Origin of the sequence: Rhodosalinus sp. 5P4 (assembly GCF_041365695.1) — a bacterium.
Classification (GTDB): Bacteria; Pseudomonadota; Alphaproteobacteria; order Rhodobacterales; family Rhodobacteraceae; genus Rhodosalinus.
Window position 1 is genome coordinate 36,766 of the sequence record NZ_JBGFSJ010000007.1, and the last position, 19,285, is coordinate 56,050.

The window sequence follows — 19,285 nt, forward strand, 5'->3', positions numbered from 1 at the left end:
CAAGAAGGAAGATCACGCATGGCCGAGACGTTCGTCACCCACCTCGAATGCTCCATCACGGGCAAGCACTACCCGGCGGGGCAGGTTCACGGCCTGTCGGAGGCGGGGCGGCCGCTTCTTGTCCGCTACGACCTCGACGCCATGAAGACCGCGCTCTCGAAGGATGCGCTGGCCCGATCCGACGCCCCCGGCCTCTGGCGCTATTCCAGCTTCCTGCCGGTCACGCGGCCCGAAAACCGCGTCTCGCTGGGCGAGGTGATGACACCGATCATCCCGCTGCGGGAAAGCGCGCCGGTGCTCGGCGCGGATCCCGACCGGGTGCTCGTCAAGGACGAGGGGCGCCTTCCGACGGGATCCTTCAAGGCGCGGGGGCTTTGCCTCGCCGTGTCGATGGCGAAGGAGTTCGGGATCGACCACATGGCGATCCCCACGAACGGCAACGCCGGTGCGGCGCTGGCCGCCTATGCCGCCAGGGCGGGTATCCGCACGACCGTGCTGTGCCCGGCGGACACGCCCGACATCAACATCCGCGAGATCCAGCTTCAGGGGGCGGACACCTATCTGGTCAACGGGCTCATCAACGATTGCGGAAAGATCGTGGGCGAGGGCAAGGAAAAGGTCGGCTGGTTCGACGTGTCCACCCTCAAGGAGCCCTACCGGATCGAGGGCAAGAAGACGATGGGCCTGGAACTGGCCGAACAGCTCGGTTGGGAGCTGCCCGACGTCATCTTCTATCCGACGGGTGGCGGCACCGGGCTGATCGGCATGTGGAAGGCGTTCCACGAATTGCAGCAGATGGGCTGGATCACGGGCAAGCTGCCCAAAATGGTCGCCGTGCAGGCCGAGGGCTGCGCGCCCATCGTCAAGGCGTGGAAGGAGGGCGAGGAGCACGCCCCGCTCTGGCAGGACGCCCACACCGTCGCCGCCGGCATCCGCGTGCCGGTGGCCGTGGGCGATTTCCTGATCATCCGGGCCGTGCGCGAGTCGGGCGGCTTCGCGATGGAGGTGGCCGACGACGACCTGATGGGCGTGCGCGACGAGATCGCGGCGAAAGAGGGTCTGCTGCTTTGCCCCGAGGGTGCAGCGACCGCCGCCGCCTACAGGAAGGCGCTTGCCGAAGGGCTGATCTCGCGCGACGACCGGGCGGTGCTGTGGAATTGCGCTACCGGTCTCAAATACCCGATGCCGGCCGTGGAGAAGAGCCTCGACAAGGACGCGCCGATCGATTTCGGGGCGTTCGCCTAAGCCTACGGCCTGCCCGGAGACGGGCAGGCAAACAGTGACTCAGCCGCGCGGGATCGATGCGATCAGTTGTTCGCGCACCTCGTCCCGCGTGAGCCCGCGCTCTGCCAGCGCCGCGTCGGAGAACTGCAGGAGCCGTGCCTCGCGGCTCAGGCGGCAGGCCACCGCGAGCGCGTCGACAAGGCGCAGCAGGGCTGCGACCGGGTTGGCGGGGCCGGTTCCACGGGGGGTGGACGTCGGGGCGGCGGCGGCGGTCATGGTGGTCGTTGCGGTGTTCATTGCGGCATCCTCTCGATGCCCTGAACTTATCGCTTCGCTGCAGCGCAGCAAGACCATGTCCGCGAAAGCCGCCATGCGCCTGGTGCAAGACAACGCGGCGACGCGGTCATGCGCTCCCGGCCGCGCGGACGTGAAGCCTGCGAGGAGCGCCCCGTCCGCGCCCCGGGCGGAGACGGAGCGCGGCGCACGGCGCCACGCGAAATGCGCGGGCGGGAAAGGCGGGCGCGTGTACCGGCGCAGGGGCCAGGGCTAGCCCTGCCCCGCCTCGACGAGGGCCTCGTGGATCGCGGCGACGGCCTCTTTCAGCCGCTCCTCGGGAACGAGGAACTGGACATCGACGCCACGGGCGAGCGCATGCACACCGAGCACCTCGATCCCGGCCGCCACGAGCGCCCGCAAGCCCCGGGCGGGCACCTCGAGCTTCAGCAGATCGCGGCCCACCGCGCTGATCAGCGCGACCTTGCGGATATCGATCTCCGCCTTGGGAAAGGCTTTCTCGATCGCGCTTTCCACGCGGCGCAGGGCCTTCAGGTTGGGATCGACATAGTGGGTGATGGTATTGGCGTTCGAGGCCTTCGAGACGATCCAGACATCGAACCGGGTCAGCGCCTCTAGGATCGCGGCGTCATACCCCTTCACCCCGACCATGTCGGGTTCGTGCACCGCCAGCGCCGCGACGGGCAGGCCGGTGACCATCTCGACACGCGGATCGGCGTCCACCTCGGCCAGGATGAGCGTTCCCGCATCGCCCGGATCGAAGGCGTTGGCCACGCGCAGCGGGATGCCGGCCTGCCGCAGGATCTTGGCGGCGTTCGGATGCACCGCCTCCATGCCGAGGTTCGAGAGCTGATCGGCCACGTCGTAGTCGGTCCGGCCGATCTTGACGACCTTGTCCTCGCCGACGAGCTTGGGATCGGCGCTCGACAGGTGGAATTCCTTGTGGATCACCGCCTCGCGCGCACCGGTCAGAGCCGCGATATGGGCGAAGGTGACCTCGGAATAGCCCCGGTCATACTCCCGCATCAGCCCCTCGCGGCACTGGGCGTAGCCGGTGACGATGGGCAGTTCGCAGGCGAAATCCACCCCTTCCATCGCGCCCGTCAACCGTGTCTCCAGGTCGGGATGGCTTTCGTCGCGCCAGCCGGACAGATCCACCAGCCGCGCATCGACGCCACGGCGGTTCAGCATCAGGGTGACCACCTTGGCCGAATGCGACTCGCCAAGCCCCGAGAGGAGTTCCCGGATCGTCAGCATCTGGTCGCTCAGCCGGAAATGCCCGTAGGAGGTCAGCCGCTGAAGATCCAGAAGGCAGGACCGCGCCCCCTCGATCCGGTCACGCAGGAATTCGTCGGCCTCCTGCCGGTCGGCGGCATGATCGAGAAGCCGGGCATGTTCTTCGCCCATGCGCGCGGCGGCGCGGTCCAGCGCCTCGCTCCACCGCAGGTCGCTCTCGGCGGCGGCGAAGTGACCGTAGACGCCCGGCTCACCCGATTTCTTGTGCTCGAGCAGCAGGTCCGTGATGCCGCCGAAGGCCGAGACGACGAAGACCCGGCTATATGGGCCGTCGCCGTCGGACTTCAGAAAGAGGGTGTCCATCAGCTCGTCCGCCCGGCTGATGGACGTTCCGCCGATCTTCTCGACGGTGTGTCCTGTCGTCATGCTCTCTCGCGTCTCTCAGTCGGCCGGCGCGTAGGAGCCGTCCTCGCGGTGGACCTCGGTGCCCGTCACCGGCGGGTTGAAGCAGCAGGCCATCACGAGATCCTCGTCGGCGACGAGCGTATGCTTGTCGTGCTGGTCGAGCGCATACATCACGCCCGGACGGATCTCGTGGGTCTCGCCGGCGGCGAGGTCCGTGATGCGCCCGCGCCCCGACATGCAGTAGACGCTCTCGAAATGGTGCTTGTAGTGGAAGGTGTGCTCGCTGCCCGCCTTGAGCGTGGTGATGTGGAAGGAAAAACCCATCCCGTCATCGGCCAGCAGCATCCGCACGCTGGTCCACTGCGCATCGGACACCGCGCGGGCGCTGTCTTTCAGTTCGTTGAAATCTCTTACGATCATCGGGCTACTCCGCTGCTTCCTTGTTCTCGTTCATCACTTCTTTCACGGCAGCTTCCAGAATGTCGAGTCCTTCGTCGAGCACCTCGTCGGGCGTGGTGAGCGGGCCGAGGAACTTCACCACCTCGTCGTCGGCTCCGGATGTCTCGATGATCAGCCCCTTGTCGAACGCCGTGGAGCAGATGCGCCCCGCGATGTCGCCGGTGCCGACGTTGATGCCCTGCATCATGCCGCGCCCGCGCAGCTCCGCGCCCGGCACCAGGGCCGCGATCCGCGACAGGCGCTCGTGCAGATGCGCGCCCTTGCGGCGGACCTCGGCGGCGAAGGCGTCGTCCTTCCAGAACTTCTCGAGCGTTACACGGCCCGTGACGAAGGCGTGCGTGTTGCCGCGGAAGGTGCCGTTGTGCTCGGCCGGCTTCCAGATGTCATGCTCCGGCTTCACCAGGAGCGTGGCGAAGGGCAGCCCGAAGCCCGACAGCGATTTCGCCTGCGTGACGAGATCGGGCTCGATCCCGGCCTCCTCGAAGGCGAAGTAGGTGCCGGTGCGCCCGCAGCCCGACTGGATGTCGTCCACGATCAGCAGCGCGCCCAGCTTCCTGGCCAGCCGGGCCACGCCCTGCATCCATTCGATCGAGGCGGCGTTGAGCCCGCCCTCGCCCTGCACCGGCTCGAAGATGAACGCCGCCGGCGCATCCACGCCCGAAGAGCTGTTCGAGAACATGATCTCGAGATGCGCGAGCGTGTCCACATCCGCGCCGAGCGCGCGGTCGAAGGGCATGTGGGTCGCGCCGCAGAGCGGCCCGCTTCCCGCGCCCGCGCGCTTGCCCGCGTTGCCGGTGAGCGAAAGCGCGCCCATCGTCATGCCGTGAAACCCGTTCGTGAAGGATACGATGTTGCGCCGCCCCGTCACCTTGCGCGCGAGCTTCATCGCCGCCTCCACGGCGTTGGTGCCGGTGGGGCCGGTCATCATCACCTTGTAGTCGAGGCCCCGTGGCTTGAGGATGGTGTCCTCGAACGCTTCGAGAAAGCGCGCCTTCTCGACCGTGTACATGTCGAGGCCGTGCGCGATTCCGCCGGCCTTGATGTGCTCGATCAGGGCGTCCTGCATGTCGGGGTCGTTGTGCCCGTAATTCAGGGTCGAGCATCCCGCGAGGAAATCGATGTAGCGCCGCCCGTCGCTGTCGAACATGTGGCTGCCCTCGGCGCGGGCGAAGACGACGGGAAAGTTGCGGCAGTAGCTGCGGACCTGCGACTCGCGCCGCTCGAAGACGTCAGTTTGCATGGGGGGCCTCCTTTTCGGTGGGGGTCGCTTGCGCGGCGCTGTCGTCGCTGGCCGTGTCGGCGTCGATGTCGCCGATGGTCACCATGTATTCGGTCGCGTGCTGGCCGCCGAAATGCGCGTCGCGCTTGTAGTGCGGCTCGTAGTCGAGTTCGGCGTCCATCTTCTCGGCGAAGCTGTTGAAGAGCGCCCAGCTTGCCTCGTTGTCCGCGGTAATCGTCGTCTTGAGTTGCGTCACGCCGGAACAGGCCTCCCGCTCCAGCAGGTGCGTCAGCATCTTCTTCGCCACGCCCCGCCCGCGTGCGGCCTCGCCCACGGCGACCTGCCAGACGAAAAGCGTATCCGTCGCGTCGGGCGGGATGAAGGCGGAGATCCAGCCGACGATCTCATCGTCGAGTTCGGCCACGACGCAGGTATCGGCGAAATGGTCGCACTGGATGATGTTGCAGTACATCGAGTTCTCGTCCAGCGGGCCGCTTTTCCGGATGAGATCCCAGACATCCGCGCCATCCTCTGCGGAGGGCGCGCGGAAGGAGAGCACCGGGGCGCGGTTCGGGGGCGTGTTCATGTGGCTTGGAATCCTCAGAGACGTGTCCTTGGCGTCGTCAGCGTCATTGTCATATCTTTTGCCCGACGCGGCAAGGGGATTGCACGGCGGGGCCGGCATCTGCGCGAAATCGCCGTCGCGCCCGCGGGGCTGTCCCGTCGTCACACGCCAAGGTAGCGGTGCAACGTGTCGCGGTCGGCCCTCAACGCGTCCGAGTTGCCCGACCAGACCACGCGCCCGCGCTCCACGATGAAGTTGCGGTCGGCGATGCGCAGCAGGTCGCTCAGGTTCTTGTCCACCACGAGGATCGACAGGCCCTGGCGCTTGATCTCGGCCAGCGCGTGCCAGATCTTCTGCCGGATCAGCGGTGCGAGCCCCTCGGTCGCCTCGTCGAGGATCAAGAGCCTGGGGTTGGTCATGAGCGCGCGGCCGATGGCCAGCATCTGCTGCTCGCCGCCCGACAGCAGGTTGCCCATGGACCCCTTGCGCGCCCCGAGTTCGGGGAAGAGGTCGAAGACCCGCTCCACCGTCCACGGATCGGCGTGCCCGAGATGGTTCGAGGCGGTGGCCACGAGGTTTTCCCACAGCGTGAGGTTGGGAAAGACCTGCCGCCCCTCGGGCACGAGGCCGATCCCGAGATTGGCGATGCGGAAGGACGGCCGTCCCACAAGTTCCTCACCGTCGAAGAGGATCGCGCCGCCCGAGGGCCGCACCACCCCGCAGATGGAGTGGATCGTGGTGGTCTTGCCCTGCCCGTTCCGCCCCAGCAGCGTCGCCACCTCGCCGGTGCCGAAGGCGAAATCCATGCCGAACAGCGCCTGGGAGGTGCCGTAATGGGCCGTGAGTTCGGAGACCGTCAGCATGCGCTCACTCCTCGCCGAGATACGCATGGCGCACCGCGTCGTTGCCGCGGATCGAGACCGGGTCGCCGGTGGCCACGACATGACCGTAAACGAGGACGCTGATGCGGTCGGCGAGGGCGAAGACCGCGTCCATGTCATGCTCGATGAGCAGGATCGTGCGCGAGCCCTTGAGGCCTTTCAGCAAGGCCACCATCCGCGCGGATTCCTCGGCGCCCAGCCCGGCCATCGGCTCGTCGAGAAGCAGAAGCGGCGCCTCGGCGGCGAGCGCGATGGCGATCTCCATCAGCCGGTGTTCGCCGTGGCTGAGGGCCACCGTCGGCCGCTCCGCCCGATCCTCGAGCCCGACCTCGGCGAGATACGCCATGGCGGCGTCGCGGATCGGCGCCACCTTGCGCGCCGGCCGCAGGAAACGAAAGGAATGGCCGTGCCGCGCCTGCACGGCGAGTGCCACGTTGTCGAGCACCGACATGTCCATGACCAGGCTCGTGATCTGGAACGAGCGCGCGATGCCGAGGCGCGCGCGCCGGTGCGCCGCCGCGCGGGTGATGTCTCGGCCGCGGAAGATGACGCGCCCCGCATCCGGCATTTGCTGGCCTGAGAGCTGCGCGATCAGCGTCGTCTTGCCCGCCCCGTTCGGCCCGATGATCGCGTGAAGCTCGTTCTCTTCCACGCTCAGGTTCACGTCGTCGGTGGCCTTGATGCCGCCGAAGCTCTTGTTGAGGCCCTCGACCTTCAGGATCGCGCCGGGCATGGGCTCAGTCCCTCCTGCCGCGGATGAGGCCCATGAGGCCGCCCCGCACGAACAGCACCACGAGGATCAGGACGATGCCGAAGGGAAGGTGCCAGTAGACCTCCAGCTGCAGGTCACGGCCGGTCAGCGCCGTGTAGGCGGGCTCCGCCACGGGTTCGAGCCAGTCCAGCACGATCTGCAGCACTTCCTCCAGCACGATGAAGAGCGTGGCGCCCATGACCGGGCCGAGCGTCGTCGCCGCGCCGCCCAGGATGACCATGAACATGAGCTCGCCCGAGCGGGTCCAGTCCATCATGTCGGGCGAGATGAAGGTGGTGAAGTTGCCCAGAAGCGCGCCCGCGTAGCCCGCCATCGCGCCCGAGATAACGTAGGCCGTCAGCCGGTAGCGAAAGATGTTGTAGCCCATGGACACCATGCGCTCGGGGTTGCCCTTCGCGCCCTGAAGCACCATCCCGAACCGCGAGTTCACGATCGTGCGCACGATCAGCATCGCCGCGACGAGGCTGGCGAAGCACAGGTAGTAGAGTTGCAAGGGCGCGTTCAGGTCGATCAGCGGCACCTCGGAGCGCATGTTGATGACCAGCCCGTCATCGGCGCCGTAGGTGGAGAGCGAAACGAAGAAGTAATAGACCATCTGCGCGAAGGCCATGGTGATCATGATGAAATAGACGCCCTTCGTGCGCAGGCAGATCGCGCCCGTGATCAGCGCGAAGAGCGCCGCGACCCCCGTCGAGAGCAACACCTGGAAGAATCCGTTGAAGCTCGCCACCGCGGGAAAGCCGCCGAAGATCGCGTGGTAGGCGGGAATGCCCACCCCGTAGGCGCCGATCCCGAGAAAGGCCGCGTGACCGAAACTGATGAGCCCGCCATAGCCCAAAATGAGGTTCAGGCTGGTCGCCGCGATGCCGAGGATCACCAGCCGCGTGGCCAGATCCACGTAGAAGGCGTTGCCCGTCCAGACGAAGATGGGCGGCAGCACGGCCAGGAGGCCGAGCAGCACGATGGTGGCGAGCGCGGTTCTCGAAAGCCCCGCCATCTCAGCGCACCTTCGGCGGGAAGAGGCCCTGCGGGCGCACCGCGAGCACCGCCGCCATGATGATGTAGATGAGCATCGCCGAAACCGCCGGCGCCGAGGTCTCGGCCGCGGCGGTGCTCATGAAAAGCTCGAAGAACGAGTCGAGGAAGGACCGGCCGAGCGTGTCGATGAGCCCGATGAGCAGCGCGCCGACGAAGGCGCCCTTCATCGACCCGATGCCGCCCACGATGATGACCACGAAGGCGGTGATGATGATGTTGTTGCCCATGCCGATGGACGCCTCCGTGATCGGCGCGATCAGCATGCCCGCGAGCCCCGCGAGCATCGCGCCCAGCGCGAAGACGAAGGTGAAGAGCGTGTTGATGTCGACCCCGAGCGCCGAGACCATGCTGCGGTTCGAGGCGCCCGCCCGGATCAGCATGCCGAGCCGCGTGAAGTTGACCAGCCAGTAGAGCCCCGCGGCGACGGCGAGCCCGGTGCCGATGATGACGAGGCGGTAGACGGGCAGCACGAAGTTCTCGCCCACCCGCAGCTGCCCTTCGAGGATGTCGGGCAGCGGCACGGCCATCCCCTCGGGCCCCCAGAGGATGTGCACCAAGGTGTCGATCACGAGGATGAGGCCGAAGGTGGCGAGCACCTGGTCGAGATGGTCGCGCTGGTAGAGGTTGCGTGCCACGACGCGCTCGATCACGTAGCCCGCCGCCCCCGTGATCGGCAGGGCAAGCAGGACCGCCAGCAGGAAGCTTCCCGTCGCCAGGGTGAGCGAGGCGCAGACGAACGCGCCCAGCATGTAGAGCGCCCCGTGCGCGAGGTTCACGAAGTCGAGGATGCCGAAGACGAGCGTCAGCCCCGACGCGACGAGGAACAGCAGAAGTCCCAGTTGCAGCCCGTTCAGGGTCTGCAGCACCAAGAGCGCGATATCCAAGGGCCCCTCCGTCCGCGTTTCACGGCCCGGCCGGGCGGTCGTGCCGCCCGGCCGGTGCGCAGCGTTGCCGCGCCGCTCTTACATGTTGCACTGTTCGGCGTAGCTGTCCTGGTGGTCCTCGAACACCGTCTGGACGACCTTGGTGGTCCAGACCCCGTCCTCGTCCACGATGACTTCGCGCAGGTAGAAGTCCTGGATCGGCAGGTGGTTCGGGCCGAAGCGGAACTCCCCGCGGACGCTGTCGAACTCGGCCGCGCGCAGCGCCTCGCGCACCGCGTCCTTGTCCTCCATGTCGCCGTCGACGGCCTCGACCGCCGAGGCGATCAGCATGATCGCGTCGTAGGATTGCGCCGCGTAATAGGAGGGGTAGTTGCCGTATGTCGCCTTGTAGTCGTCCACAAAGCGCTTGTTGGCGGCGTTGTCGAGCGTCGGGTCCCACTGCTGCGTGGTGCGCGAGCCGATCACCGCCTCGAAGCCCGCCTCCTGCAACCGCGGCAGCGAGATCGCGTCGACCGTGAACACCGAGTAGAGCGGCAGCTCGTCCGCCAGGCCCAGCTGGTCGTATTGCCGGGCGAAGGCCCCGGCCGCCGGGCCCGGGTAGAAGACGAAGATCGCCTCCGCCCCCGAGGTCCGCGCCTTGGCGAGTTCGGCCGAGAAGTCGAGTTGCGCATCCGCGCCCCACTTGGTCAGGTCCTTTCCGACGATCTCGCCGGCGAAGGTGCGCTCCACCCCGGCGACCATGTCGTTGCCGGCGGCATAGTTGGGCGCCATGACGTAAAGCGACTGCACGCCCAGCTGGTTCAGAACCTCGCCCATGGCCATGGGCGTCTGGTCGTTCTGCCAGGAGGTGGAGAAGAAGTTCGGGTGGCAGAGGACGCCCGCCATCTGGCTCGGGCCCGCATTGGCCGAAATCAGGAACTTGTCGGCGTTCACGACGGAGTTCCGCGACGCCAGCAGCACGTTCGACCAGATGTAGCCCGTGACGAAGTCAACGTCGTCCTGCTTCACCAGCTTGTCGGTCGCCTGCTTGCCGGCCTCGGGCGCGAACTGGTCGTCGCCGAAGATCACCTCGAGCGTGTGGCCGCCGGCCTCGCCGCCAAGATGCTCCATCGCGAGATCGACCGCGTTCTTCATCTGGTTGCCGATCACCGCGCCCCCAGTGGAGAGGGTGGTGACGAAGCCGATCTTCACGTCCTCGGCCCAGGCCGGTGACGAGAGCATGGACGCCGCGAGCAGCGTCGCCAGAGTGCGTTTCATGAAGGACCTCCCCTTTGTGTTTTCCCGGGCAAGCCGCCCATAGCCGCCCGTCCTGTCGTTCCGCGCCGGTCGTCTTGGCCCGGCGCCCGAGCATGGGCCGGGACGCAGGCTGAAATCAATAATGCATTATTGTGCAATCAGATCAAGGCGGGCGGCGCTGCACGGACATGACGGCCGTAATTCCGCATGAAGCCCCGCCAGGAGATTGAGGCGATTAGGGAAATGTACTCCTGCCCGCGCGGGATGCAGACGGGTTCCCGGCATGTCCCGCGACCTCGTATGCATTTTCTTTCCTGCCCGCGCTCGCGGCGCAGCCCTGCGCTGCAAGGCCCTGACACATGCAACATCTTGCGCCCAGGGGCCGAGGAAAATCACCGCCGGACCCCGAGCGCGACGACGCCGGCCCCGCTCCCCACCCTTGCGGTGACAACCGGCGCAAGCGACGCAAAAGGCGTGATCTTCAGGTCCGGGCCCGCCGGCAGCGGCGCACCGTCACGGCCAGCGGGAGCGACGGCGGTCCGGGATGCGCGGCAGGCGGCGCGCTCACGAGACGTGTGCGCGCGGGGTTGACGATGGCGCCCGCCGGATGGGCGCGCCTTTGCCGACGGCGGGTCCCGTCGCGGCGGTCACGGGTGTTGCGGGAGGAATGGTGGGTGATGAGAGATTCGAACTCCCGACATCTTCGATGTGAACGAAGCGCTCTACCACTGAGCTAATCACCCTCTGGGCGGCTCTCATAGCCACGGACCACCGTCCGTGCAAGGGGGTTTTCACCAAGGCCGCAAGGGTCGCGATGCCCTCGCGGCGTTTCGCGCGGGCCGATCGGCACGACCGCCGCGGGCAGCGCGGCGCGGGGCGACCCGCTCAGCCGTCCGGATCTTCGGCTGGCGCCCTGGGCGGCCCGTCCTTCTGACGCAATCGCGCCACCGTGACGCGCCCGTTCGCGCCCGTCTCGCTGCGCTTGATCTTCAGCTTGCCGAACGGCTCCAGGTTGAGGTCGCGCCCCTCGCCGACGGTTTCGCCCAGCACGGCGAGCAACGCCTCGACGACCGGCTTGGCCTGTCCCTTCTTCACGCCCGAGCGTCCAACCACCGCGTCCAGAAGCTCCGCCTTCTTAAGCGCGGGCAGAGCCTGCGCGGCCTCCTGCCGTGCAGGCGCCGTTCCTGCAGGCTCCGCCTCCGCTTCCGCCGCCGGCTCGGCCCTTGCCGCCGCCCTGCGCGCCGGCTTCACCGCCGCGACCCGCGTTGTCGATCGCGTGGCTTTCGGTGCCGCGCCCGCGGCACTCGCCCCGGCCTTCGTTCCGGTCGATTTGCTGTCCATCGCGTCCTCGCTCAGCCTTTCCATCCGCGCGTCGCTGTCAGCCGCCCTGGCGGCGGCCCTCGCGGCGCGGAACTGGCACGAAGCATAGCAGCGATGCGCGGTGCAGGCCACGCGCGTGTTCCGGCCGGCGCCCTCGTCCGGCGCAGCGCAAGGGCTTCGGCGGTAACGGAGAGGCCCCCGGCGTCCACGACGCATCGCACGGGCTGACAGCTTGACCTGTCACGTCAGGATGCGCCATCCATGTGCCCGTCGGCCCGGCGACGTCGGGCCAAGACGCGACACGGAACGAGGGACGATTCCATGAAACGAGCGCTCACAGCCACGATCTGCGCGGCCACGCTTCTTGCCGGGTGCAGCTATCATGTCACGCCGGAAGGGCTGGAACCGGTGACATCCACACAATCGGCCGGGACGGACGCCCGCGACACCCAGATCGCGATCGCGGCCACCATGCTGCTCGTGCTGATCGCGGCCAGCGCCAGTGGCGGCGGCGGCGGTGGTGGAAACGGATTTGTTCTTGAAGGACCAAACCTCCGGTAGCATCGAACCCGGGCCGGCGTCAGCCGGGCCCGCCCGCCCCGCTCCCGGGCATGCGGCGCGGGTGTTGCAGCAAGAAAAAAGGGCGCCCCGGGGGGCGCCCTTCTCGTTCCGGGCGAGATGTCGCGCGTCAGTGGGCGACCGCGCTGGCCGTTCCCGCGTTGCGCGCGGCTTCCGCCGCGGCCGCTTCCTCGGCCGCCTCGTCCCAATCCACCGGTTCGGGTTCCCGCACGAGGGCGTGCTTCAGCACCTCCTTCACGTTCGAGACGGGGATGATCGTCAGCCCCTCCTTCACGTTGTCGGGGATCTCGGCGAGGTCCTTCTCGTTCTCTTCCGGGATCAGCACCGTCTTGATGCCCCCGCGAAGCGCCGCGAGCAGTTTTTCCTTCAGCCCGCCGATCGCCAGCACGTTGCCGCGAAGCGTGACCTCGCCGGTCATGGCGATGTCCTTGCGCACCGGGATCTGCGTGAGCACCGACACGATGGACGTCACCATCGCGATGCCCGCGGACGGCCCGTCCTTGGGCGTGGCGCCCTCGGGCACGTGGACGTGGATATCCCACTTCTCGAAGCGCGGCGGCTTCACCCCGATCTCGGGCGCGATGGAGCGCACGAAGCTCGAGGCCGCGTCGATCGACTCCTTCATCACGTCGCCCAGCGTGCCGGTGGTCTTCATCCGACCCTTGCCAGGCAGGCGCAACGCCTCGATCGACAGCAGATCGCCGCCCACGGAGGTCCAGGCGAGGCCGGTCACGACGCCGATCTGGTCCTCCATCTCGGCCAGGCCGAAGCGGTACTTCTTCACGCCGAGGTAGTCCGAAAGGTTCTCTTGGGTGATGGTCACCTTCGTCTTTCCGTCACGCACGATCTCGGTCACCGCCTTCCGGGCGAGCTTCGCGATCTCGCGCTCGAGGTTCCGCACACCCGCCTCGCGCGTGTAAAGGCGTACGATGTCCAGAAGCGCCGGATCGGTCACCTCGAACTCGCCCTTCTTCAGGCCGTGGTCCTTGACCTGCTTGTCAAGCAGGTGGCGCTTGGCGATCTCCAGCTTCTCGTCCTCGGTGTAGCCCGCGAGCGGAATGATCTCCATCCGGTCAAGGAGCGGGCCGGGCATGCTGTAGGAGTTGGCCGTCGTGATGAACATCACGTTCGACAGGTCGTACTCCACCTCGAGGTAGTGATCGACGAAGGTCGAGTTCTGCTCGGGATCGAGCACCTCCAGCATCGCCGAGGCCGGGTCGCCGCGGAAGTCCTGACCCATCTTGTCGATCTCGTCGAGCAGGATGAGCGGGTTGTTGGTCTTGGCCTTCTTCATCGCCTGGATGATCTTGCCGGGCATGGAGCCGATATAGGTCCGGCGGTGGCCGCGGATCTCGCTCTCGTCGCGCACGCCGCCCAGCGAGATGCGGATGAACTCGCGGCCCGTGGCCTTGGCCACCGACTTGCCCAGCGACGTCTTGCCGACGCCCGGAGGACCCACGAGGCACATGATCGGCCCCTTGAGCTTTTTCGAGCGCTGCTGCACGGCCAGATACTCGACGATGCGTTCCTTGACCTTCTCGAGGCTGTAGTGGTCCTCGTCGAGGATGGTCTGCGCGCGGTGCAGATCCTTCTTGACGCGGGACTTCTTGCCCCACGGGATCGACAGCATCCAGTCGAGGTAGTTGCGCACCACCGTGGCCTCGGCGCTCATCGGGCTCATCGACTTGAGCTTCTTGAGCTCCGCCTCGGCCTTCTCGCGCGCCTCGCGTGACAGCTTGGTGTTCTCGATGCGCTCCTCGAGTTCCGCGACTTCGCCCGCGCCGTCCTCGCCGTCGCCGAGCTCCTTCTGAATGGCCTTCATCTGCTCATTCAGGTAGTATTCGCGCTGGGTGCGCTCCATCTGGCTCTTGACGCGGGTCTTGATCTTCTTCTCGACCTGCAGGACCGACATCTCGCCCTGCATCAGGCCATAGACCTTCTCCAGCCGCTCGCTGACCGACAGCGTCTCCAGCAGCTCCTGCTTCTGGGCCACGTCGATGCCCAGATGGCCGGCAACGAGATCGGCCAGCTTCGCCGGTTCCGTCGTCTCGGCCACCGCGGCGAGCGCCTCCTCGGGGATGTTCTTCTTGATCTTGGCGTAGCGCTCGAACTCGTCCGCGACGGTGCGCAGCAGCGCCTGGATCGCGGCCTGGTCGCCGGGCATCTCGGTCATGTATTCCGCCCGCGCCTCGAAGAAATTCTCGTTTTCGAGATATTCGACGATCCGCACGCGCGCCTGCCCCTCGACGAGCACCTTCACGGTGCCGTCCGGCAGCTTCAGCAGTTGCAGCACGTTGGCGAGCACGCCGGCCTTGTAGATCCCCTCCGAGGTCGGGTCGTCTTCGGACGGGTCGATCTGGCTCGACAGCAGGATCTGCTTGTCGTCCTGCATGACCTCCTCGAGCGCGCGCACCGACTTCTCGCGGCCGACGAAGAGCGGCACGATCATGTGGGGGAACACCACGATGTCGCGCAGCGGCAGCACGGGATAGGAAGTGTTGAGAGGTTCTTGCATGATAGGTCCTTGTTCTTGGCAGAGGGCCCCTGCCCCGCCTGCGCGGCAGCCTTCGGCCCTCCCCGATCTGGTTCCTGAATGTGGGGGGCGGCGCCGGAATTTCAACCGGGACGGCGCGCCTCCCCGCGCGGGATCACAACGAGAATGGCCGCCTGCGCGCCGGTGCGCAAGGGGAGCCGGGGTTTGGCGACGGCTTCGACGGCGCCGCACGGCACACCGGCCCAATTGCTGCCATGTTTCGCCGCTAGCTTCGCGCCCAGGCAGTCTGGCACCCACAGCAACCGATCACCCCGGGGACACGTCCCATGACCCATACGGCACCCATCGATCTTCCGCCGGAAAGCGACGCGACGACCCGCGACCGCGCGCTTTACGAGGCGGGGAGCGCCAGCGGAGGCAACAACAACGCTCTCATCGCGCTTGCCGCGAAGCTGAGCGGGCAATCGCCGCTGGCCATCGGCCGCGACATCATGCGCCACGCGCGATCGGGCCGCGGGATCGAGGTCTCCGATTACCTGCGCTATCAGCTCTGGGATCGCGACCTGCACCCCGGTGACGCCGCGGATCGCTTCGTCGGCGCCGCCACAGTCTGGCCCGTCGCGCACGCGGTGAACAGCAAATCCTGGTGGTCGGCCGCCGAGGACAAGTTCGCGATGTCGCAGTTGCTCGCGGCCGACGGGCTTCCACAGCCCGAGACCGTTGCCGTGATCGACACAGCGTCCGCGCGCAGTTACGGGCGCGTGGCCCGGATCGAGACGGGCGCAGCACTGCGCGACGTCGTCCTCTCGCGGCCGGCCGGAAGCCTCTTCGCCAAGACGCTCGACGGCATGGTGGGGTCGGGCGCGCTCGCGCTGGGCGCCGCGGACGCATCCGGGCTCGAGGTTCCCGGTTACGGCCGTCTCGCCTATGACGAGGTCATCTCGCGGGTCTTCGGCGATGCGCCCTACCTGTTGCAGACCCGGCTGAAGAACCATCCCGCGCTCGCGCCTTTCTGCACGGGCCTGACGACGGTCCGGCTGCCCGCCTTCGTGATGGGGCGCGACGTCGCCGTGCCGATGGCGGTCATGAAGCTCGCGACGGCGGGCAACGAGGCCTGCGCCTTCTGGCGGCCCGGCAATCTCGTCTGCGGGCTCGATGTCGACACCGGCGAGGTGACGCGCGTGGCGGGCCGCGACGGGCCGCGCGTCGCGGCGCTGCCCGATCATCCGGAGCGCCCGGGGCTGACCGGGCTCGCCCTGCCTTTCTGGCAGCAGGTGCGCGAGCTGCATGAGCGCGCGGTCCGCCTGTTCGGGGGCATTGCCTACCAGTCCACCGACATCGCCATCACGCCCGACGGGCCGGTCCTCGTGGAACTCAACTACGCGGGCAGTTTCGACGTGCTCCAGAACGGCACGGGGAAGGGCCTGCTCCAGCCCGAGGTGCGTGACTTCTTCGCCTTCCATGGACAGGATTTCGCGCCCAAGCGCCGCGGCCTCCTTCGCGGGATCACCGGCCGACGCTGACAGACCGGGAAGGCCGCCTCGCTCACGCCCAGCCCCGCCCGCGCACCGCGCGCGCGGGCCGCGATCCCGACAGGGCGTGGCGCAAAACCGCCGGCCGCCCCGCCGCATCGCGTCGGCCAGGGCCGGAATTGCACCGCTGCCGCGCACGCTCTATTGTCGCCAAACCGTCACTTGCGCGCCGCGGGAAGACCTTCTATCGGGCGCGCAACGCCACTTGGAGGGGAACCGGACCCATGCGTATCGCCATTCTGGGAGGGGACGGCTTCGTCGGCTGGCCGACCTGCCTGCACCTGTCGCACCTCGGTCACGAGATCCATATCCTCGACAACCTCTCGCGCCGCTGGATCGACACCGAACTCGGCGTGCAATCGCTGACGCCGATGGACTCGATCCAGGAACGATGCCGCATCTGGAAGGAGGTCTCGGGCGAGACCATCCGGTTTCATCTCCTCGACCTGGCGAAGGAATACGAGCGGCTGCGCCAGTGGCTGACGGACTACCGCCCCGACGCGATCGTGCACTTCGCCGAGCAGCGCGCGGCGCCCTACTCGATGAAGACCGACCGCCACAAGGTCTACACCGTCAACAACAACGTCAGCGCCACCCACAACCTGCTGGCCGCGATGGTCGAGGCGGGCGTCGACGCCCATCTCGTGCACCTGGGCACCATGGGCGTCTACGGCTATTCCAGCGTGGGCGCGGCGATCCCCGAAGGCTACCTCGACGTGGAGATCGAGAACCTTGAAGGCGAGAAGAAGGGGCTCGAGATCCTCTACCCGACGCGGCCCGGCTCGGTCTATCACATGACCAAGTCGCTCGATCAGATCCTCTTCCAGTTCTACGCCCAGAATGACGGGCTCAGGATCACCGACCTGCACCAGGGCATCGTGTGGGGTACGCACACCGACCAGACGCGCCGACACGAGCAGCTCATCAACCGCTTCGACTACGACGGCGATTACGGCACGGTGCTCAACCGCTTCCTGATCCAGGCCGCGATCGACCACCCGCTGACGGTGCACGGCACAGGCGGGCAGACTCGCGCCTTCATCCACATCCAGGACTCCGTGCGCTGCATCGAGCTGGCGCTGGCGGACGCGCCGAAGGCGGGCGAGCGGGTGAAGATCTTCAACCAGATGACCGAGACGCACCGCGTGCGCGACCTCGCGGCGCTCGTGGCGAAGCTCACCGGCGCGCGCATCGCCTACCTGCCCAACCCGCGCAAGGAGGCCGACGAGAACGAGCTCGTGGTCAGGAACGAGCAGTTCCTGGCCCTTGGCCTCGACCCCACGACGCTGGCCGAAGGTCTGCTCGAGGAGGTGGTCGAGGTGGCCAGGAAATACGCCCACCGCATCGACCGCTCGCGCGTGCCGGCGGTGTCGGCCTGGACCAAGGATATCGCGCAGCGGGTGGAGCGCGACCCGGAAGGCAAGGCGCTCAAGTCCGTCTCGTGAGCGGCCTTAGCCCGGAGCGGCCGGCCCGCTCCGATCGTGCCTTCGTGACGCTGGTCACCAATGCCGATTTCGCGCGCGGCGCGGCGGCGCTTCTGCACTCTCTCGCGCTGACGGGAACCGCGGCGGACCGCGTGGTGCTGCACACGGCCGGCGTGGAGGCGGCGGCGCTCGCGCCGCTGCGCGACCGCGGCGCGCGGCTGGTGGCGACCGATCTTCTGCCCACCTCGGACGCCTTCAACGCCGCCCACGCGCGCGACCGGTTGCACGGGCTCGCCCCCTTCACGAAGGGCGAGAAGCCTGCCTTCCACACGCCGCTCGACAATTTCGCCAAGCTCCGGCTCTGGCAGCTCGACTACGCGCGCGTCGTGTTCCTCGATGCCGACACGCTGGTGCTGCGCGATATCGACCGGCTCTTCGACTATCCCGAGTTCTGCGCGGCCCCCAACGTCTACGAAAGCCTCGGCGATTTTCACCGCATGAACTCCGGCGTCTTCACCGCGCGGCCCGCGCAGGCGACCTTCGACGCGATGCTCGCGCGGCTCGACGCGCCGGGCGCGTTCTGGCGGCGCACCGACCAGACCTTCCTGCAGGCCTGTTTCCCCGACTGGCACGGGCTGCCCGTCTTCGACAACATGCTGCAATATGTCTGGTTCAACCTGCCCGGGCTCTGGGACTGGGCATCCATCCGGGTGCTGCACTTCCAGTACGAAAAGCCGTGGGAAGACCACGCCAAGGCCGAACGCCTGCGCCCGCTGATCGAGCTCTGGCACGCCTACGCCCGGGGCGAGGCGCCCGATCTTTCAGCCCTCGAGAACCCTGCATGAGGCTCGCCGTCACCGGCGGCACCGGGCTCGTCGGGCGCTTCATCGTCGAGGCGGCGCTTGCCGCGGGCGACGCGGTGACGGTGCTGACGCGCCGCCCGCCCGCGCCGGGCTTCTTCTCGTCCGAGGTGGCCCACCAGCCTTTCGATCTCGACCGCCCCGAGGCGCGGCTCGAGGGTGTGGAGGCGCTCGTCCATGCGGGCTTCGCCCACATTCCCGGCCGCTACCGCGGCGGCGAGGGCGAGGATCCCGAAGGCTTCCTGAGGCGCAACGCCCAAGGCACGAGGCGGCTCTTCGAAGCGGCGCGGGCCGCGGGCGTCGGGCGGATCGTCTTCCTGTCCTCCCGCGCGGTCTATGGCGACTACCCGCCCGGCACGGCGCTTCGCGAGGAGATGCCTGCCCGGCCCGACACGCTTTACGGCGAGGTCAAGCGGGAGGCCGAGGCCGCGCTCGCCGCCCTGCCCCTCTCCGGTGTCTCGCTGCGCGCCACCGGCGTGTACGGCCCGGCAGGCCCCGGACAGCGCCACAAGTGGCGCGATCTCTTCGACAGTTACCTGGCAGGAGACGAGATCGTTTCCCGAAAAGGAACGGAACTCCACGGTACCGACCTCGCCGCGGCCGTTCGGCTGCTTCTGACCGTGCCGGATGCACGGCTCGGCGACGGGATCTTCAACGCCTCGGACATCCTGCTGGATCGCCACGATCTGCTCGCCGAGGTCGCCCGGCTCACCGGCTGCCGCCACCCGCCACCCGCGCCCAGCGACACCGCGGTGAGCGAGATGCGCACTGACAGGCTGCGCGCGCTCGGCTGGCGGCCGGGGGGATGGGCGGGTCTGCAAGCGGCGCTGCCCGCGATGTTGTGATCGACCGCGCCGCATCCA

General features: G+C 67.8%; 18 protein-coding genes and 1 tRNA gene. 6 read left to right on the top strand and 13 right to left on the bottom strand.

Annotated elements, in window-relative coordinates; genetic code table 11:
* Positions 1-18: 18 nt before the first annotated feature.
* Positions 19-1,245: a threonine synthase gene (locus tag AB6A69_RS13565; RefSeq protein ID WP_371037798.1), complete on the top strand. Its 1,227-nt coding sequence runs from the start codon at positions 19-21 to the stop codon at positions 1,243-1,245.
* Between the two features lie 39 nt (positions 1,246-1,284).
* Here the strand turns inward: AB6A69_RS13565 and AB6A69_RS13570 are convergent, their stop codons facing one another.
* The 12 genes from AB6A69_RS13570 to AB6A69_RS13625 all read right to left on the bottom strand — a co-directional run bounded on the left by AB6A69_RS13570 (position 1,285) and on the right by AB6A69_RS13625 (position 11,578).
* Positions 1,285-1,521 carry a hypothetical protein gene (locus AB6A69_RS13570; RefSeq protein ID WP_371037799.1) on the bottom strand — a complete coding sequence of 79 codons (237 nt, stop codon included), beginning with the start codon at positions 1,519-1,521 and terminating at the stop codon, positions 1,285-1,287.
* A 249-nt stretch (positions 1,522-1,770) separates the two neighbouring features.
* Positions 1,771-3,180: an aspartate kinase gene (locus AB6A69_RS13575; RefSeq protein ID WP_371061177.1), complete on the bottom strand. Its 1,410-nt coding sequence runs from the start codon at positions 3,178-3,180 to the stop codon at positions 1,771-1,773.
* Between the two features lie 15 nt (positions 3,181-3,195).
* Positions 3,196-3,579, bottom strand: a complete 384-nt coding sequence (locus tag AB6A69_RS13580) for an ectoine synthase (RefSeq protein ID WP_371061178.1) — start codon at positions 3,577-3,579, stop codon at positions 3,196-3,198.
* Positions 3,580-3,583: 4 nt separating this feature from the next.
* Complete coding sequence (ectB, locus tag AB6A69_RS13585) at positions 3,584-4,858, bottom strand: diaminobutyrate--2-oxoglutarate transaminase (RefSeq protein ID WP_371061179.1); 1,275 nt, start codon at positions 4,856-4,858, stop codon at positions 3,584-3,586.
* A complete protein-coding gene (gene ectA, locus AB6A69_RS13590; protein WP_371061180.1) occupies positions 4,848-5,423 on the bottom strand; it encodes a diaminobutyrate acetyltransferase in 576 nt (191 codons plus the stop codon). Before ectA ends, ectB begins: the two co-directional genes overlap by 11 nt.
* Positions 5,424-5,563: 140 nt before the next feature.
* Positions 5,564-6,265 (bottom strand): ABC transporter ATP-binding protein, encoded by a 702-nt coding sequence (locus tag AB6A69_RS13595; RefSeq protein ID WP_371061181.1) that lies wholly within the window; start codon positions 6,263-6,265, stop codon positions 5,564-5,566.
* A gap of 4 nt (positions 6,266-6,269) precedes the next feature.
* Positions 6,270-7,016, bottom strand: a complete 747-nt coding sequence (locus AB6A69_RS13600; RefSeq protein WP_371054468.1) for an ABC transporter ATP-binding protein — start codon at positions 7,014-7,016, stop codon at positions 6,270-6,272.
* 4 nt (positions 7,017-7,020) lie between these two features.
* Complete coding sequence (locus tag AB6A69_RS13605; RefSeq protein ID WP_371037806.1) at positions 7,021-8,052, bottom strand: branched-chain amino acid ABC transporter permease; 1,032 nt, start codon at positions 8,050-8,052, stop codon at positions 7,021-7,023.
* A 1-nt stretch (position 8,053) separates the two neighbouring features.
* The gene (locus AB6A69_RS13610; RefSeq protein ID WP_371061182.1) at positions 8,054-8,977 is read right to left on the bottom strand and encodes a branched-chain amino acid ABC transporter permease; all 924 of its coding nucleotides are present in this window, start codon (positions 8,975-8,977) and stop codon (positions 8,054-8,056) included.
* A 78-nt stretch (positions 8,978-9,055) separates the two neighbouring features.
* Positions 9,056-10,234, bottom strand: a complete 1,179-nt coding sequence (locus tag AB6A69_RS13615; RefSeq protein WP_371037808.1) for an ABC transporter substrate-binding protein — start codon at positions 10,232-10,234, stop codon at positions 9,056-9,058.
* Between the two features lie 647 nt (positions 10,235-10,881).
* Positions 10,882-10,956 (bottom strand) — tRNA-Val (locus AB6A69_RS13620).
* 142 nt (positions 10,957-11,098) lie between these two features.
* Positions 11,099-11,578 carry an HU family DNA-binding protein gene (locus AB6A69_RS13625; protein WP_371061183.1) on the bottom strand — a complete coding sequence of 160 codons (480 nt, stop codon included), beginning with the start codon at positions 11,576-11,578 and terminating at the stop codon, positions 11,099-11,101.
* Between the two features lie 276 nt (positions 11,579-11,854).
* Here AB6A69_RS13625 and AB6A69_RS13630 point away from each other — a divergent pair, with 276 nt between their 5' ends.
* Positions 11,855-12,094, top strand: coding sequence for a hypothetical protein (locus AB6A69_RS13630; RefSeq protein ID WP_371061184.1), 240 nt, complete (start codon positions 11,855-11,857; stop codon positions 12,092-12,094).
* Between the two features lie 127 nt (positions 12,095-12,221).
* On the opposite strand, the gene lon is transcribed toward AB6A69_RS13630, so the two are convergent.
* Entirely contained in the window at positions 12,222-14,627 is a 2,406-nt protein-coding gene (gene lon, locus AB6A69_RS13635; protein WP_371037811.1) for an endopeptidase La, read from the bottom strand.
* 305 nt (positions 14,628-14,932) lie between these two features.
* On the opposite strand from lon, the gene AB6A69_RS13640 reads away from it, so the two are divergent.
* The 4 genes from AB6A69_RS13640 (at position 14,933) to AB6A69_RS13655 (ending at position 19,267) form a co-directional block, all read left to right on the top strand.
* A complete protein-coding gene (locus AB6A69_RS13640; protein WP_371061185.1) occupies positions 14,933-16,129 on the top strand; it encodes a sugar-transfer associated ATP-grasp domain-containing protein in 1,197 nt (398 codons plus the stop codon).
* Positions 16,130-16,362: 233 nt separating this feature from the next.
* The gene (locus tag AB6A69_RS13645) at positions 16,363-17,583 is read left to right on the top strand and encodes an NAD-dependent epimerase/dehydratase family protein (protein WP_371061186.1); all 1,221 of its coding nucleotides are present in this window, start codon (positions 16,363-16,365) and stop codon (positions 17,581-17,583) included.
* The gene (locus AB6A69_RS13650; protein WP_371061187.1) at positions 17,580-18,407 is read left to right on the top strand and encodes a glycosyltransferase; all 828 of its coding nucleotides are present in this window, start codon (positions 17,580-17,582) and stop codon (positions 18,405-18,407) included. Before AB6A69_RS13645 ends, AB6A69_RS13650 begins: the two co-directional genes overlap by 4 nt.
* Positions 18,404-19,267, top strand: a complete 864-nt coding sequence (locus AB6A69_RS13655) for an NAD-dependent epimerase/dehydratase family protein (protein ID WP_371061188.1) — start codon at positions 18,404-18,406, stop codon at positions 19,265-19,267. The genes AB6A69_RS13650 and AB6A69_RS13655 overlap by 4 nt, the downstream gene beginning before the upstream one ends.
* Positions 19,268-19,285 lie beyond the last annotated feature (18 nt).

Excerpts from the sequence above, each read along its gene's own strand:
- AB6A69_RS13645 (WP_371061186.1), top strand. The coding sequence starts at position 16,363 with ATGCGTATCGCCATTCTGGGAGGGGACGGCTTCGTCGGCTGGCCGACC.
- AB6A69_RS13605 (WP_371037806.1), bottom strand. The coding sequence starts at position 8,052 with ATGGCGGGGCTTTCGAGAACCGCGCTCGCCACCATCGTGCTGCTCGGC.
- AB6A69_RS13655 (WP_371061188.1), top strand. The coding sequence starts at position 18,404 with ATGAGGCTCGCCGTCACCGGCGGCACCGGGCTCGTCGGGCGCTTCATC.
- AB6A69_RS13630 (WP_371061184.1), top strand. The coding sequence starts at position 11,855 with ATGAAACGAGCGCTCACAGCCACGATCTGCGCGGCCACGCTTCTTGCC.
- AB6A69_RS13615 (WP_371037808.1), bottom strand. The coding sequence starts at position 10,234 with ATGAAACGCACTCTGGCGACGCTGCTCGCGGCGTCCATGCTCTCGTCA.
- AB6A69_RS13640 (WP_371061185.1), top strand. The coding sequence starts at position 14,933 with ATGACCCATACGGCACCCATCGATCTTCCGCCGGAAAGCGACGCGACG.
- AB6A69_RS13595 (WP_371061181.1), bottom strand. The coding sequence starts at position 6,265 with ATGCTGACGGTCTCCGAACTCACGGCCCATTACGGCACCTCCCAGGCG.
- AB6A69_RS13565 (WP_371037798.1), top strand. The coding sequence starts at position 19 with ATGGCCGAGACGTTCGTCACCCACCTCGAATGCTCCATCACGGGCAAG.
- AB6A69_RS13575 (WP_371061177.1), bottom strand. The coding sequence starts at position 3,180 with ATGACGACAGGACACACCGTCGAGAAGATCGGCGGAACGTCCATCAGC.
- AB6A69_RS13625 (WP_371061183.1), bottom strand. The coding sequence starts at position 11,578 with ATGGAAAGGCTGAGCGAGGACGCGATGGACAGCAAATCGACCGGAACG.
- ectA (WP_371061180.1), bottom strand. The coding sequence starts at position 5,423 with ATGAACACGCCCCCGAACCGCGCCCCGGTGCTCTCCTTCCGCGCGCCC.
- AB6A69_RS13570 (WP_371037799.1), bottom strand. The coding sequence starts at position 1,521 with ATGAACACCGCAACGACCACCATGACCGCCGCCGCCGCCCCGACGTCC.
- AB6A69_RS13580 (WP_371061178.1), bottom strand. The coding sequence starts at position 3,579 with ATGATCGTAAGAGATTTCAACGAACTGAAAGACAGCGCCCGCGCGGTG.
- AB6A69_RS13600 (WP_371054468.1), bottom strand. The coding sequence starts at position 7,016 with ATGCCCGGCGCGATCCTGAAGGTCGAGGGCCTCAACAAGAGCTTCGGC.
- ectB (WP_371061179.1), bottom strand. The coding sequence starts at position 4,858 with ATGCAAACTGACGTCTTCGAGCGGCGCGAGTCGCAGGTCCGCAGCTAC.
- lon (WP_371037811.1), bottom strand. The coding sequence starts at position 14,627 with ATGCAAGAACCTCTCAACACTTCCTATCCCGTGCTGCCGCTGCGCGAC.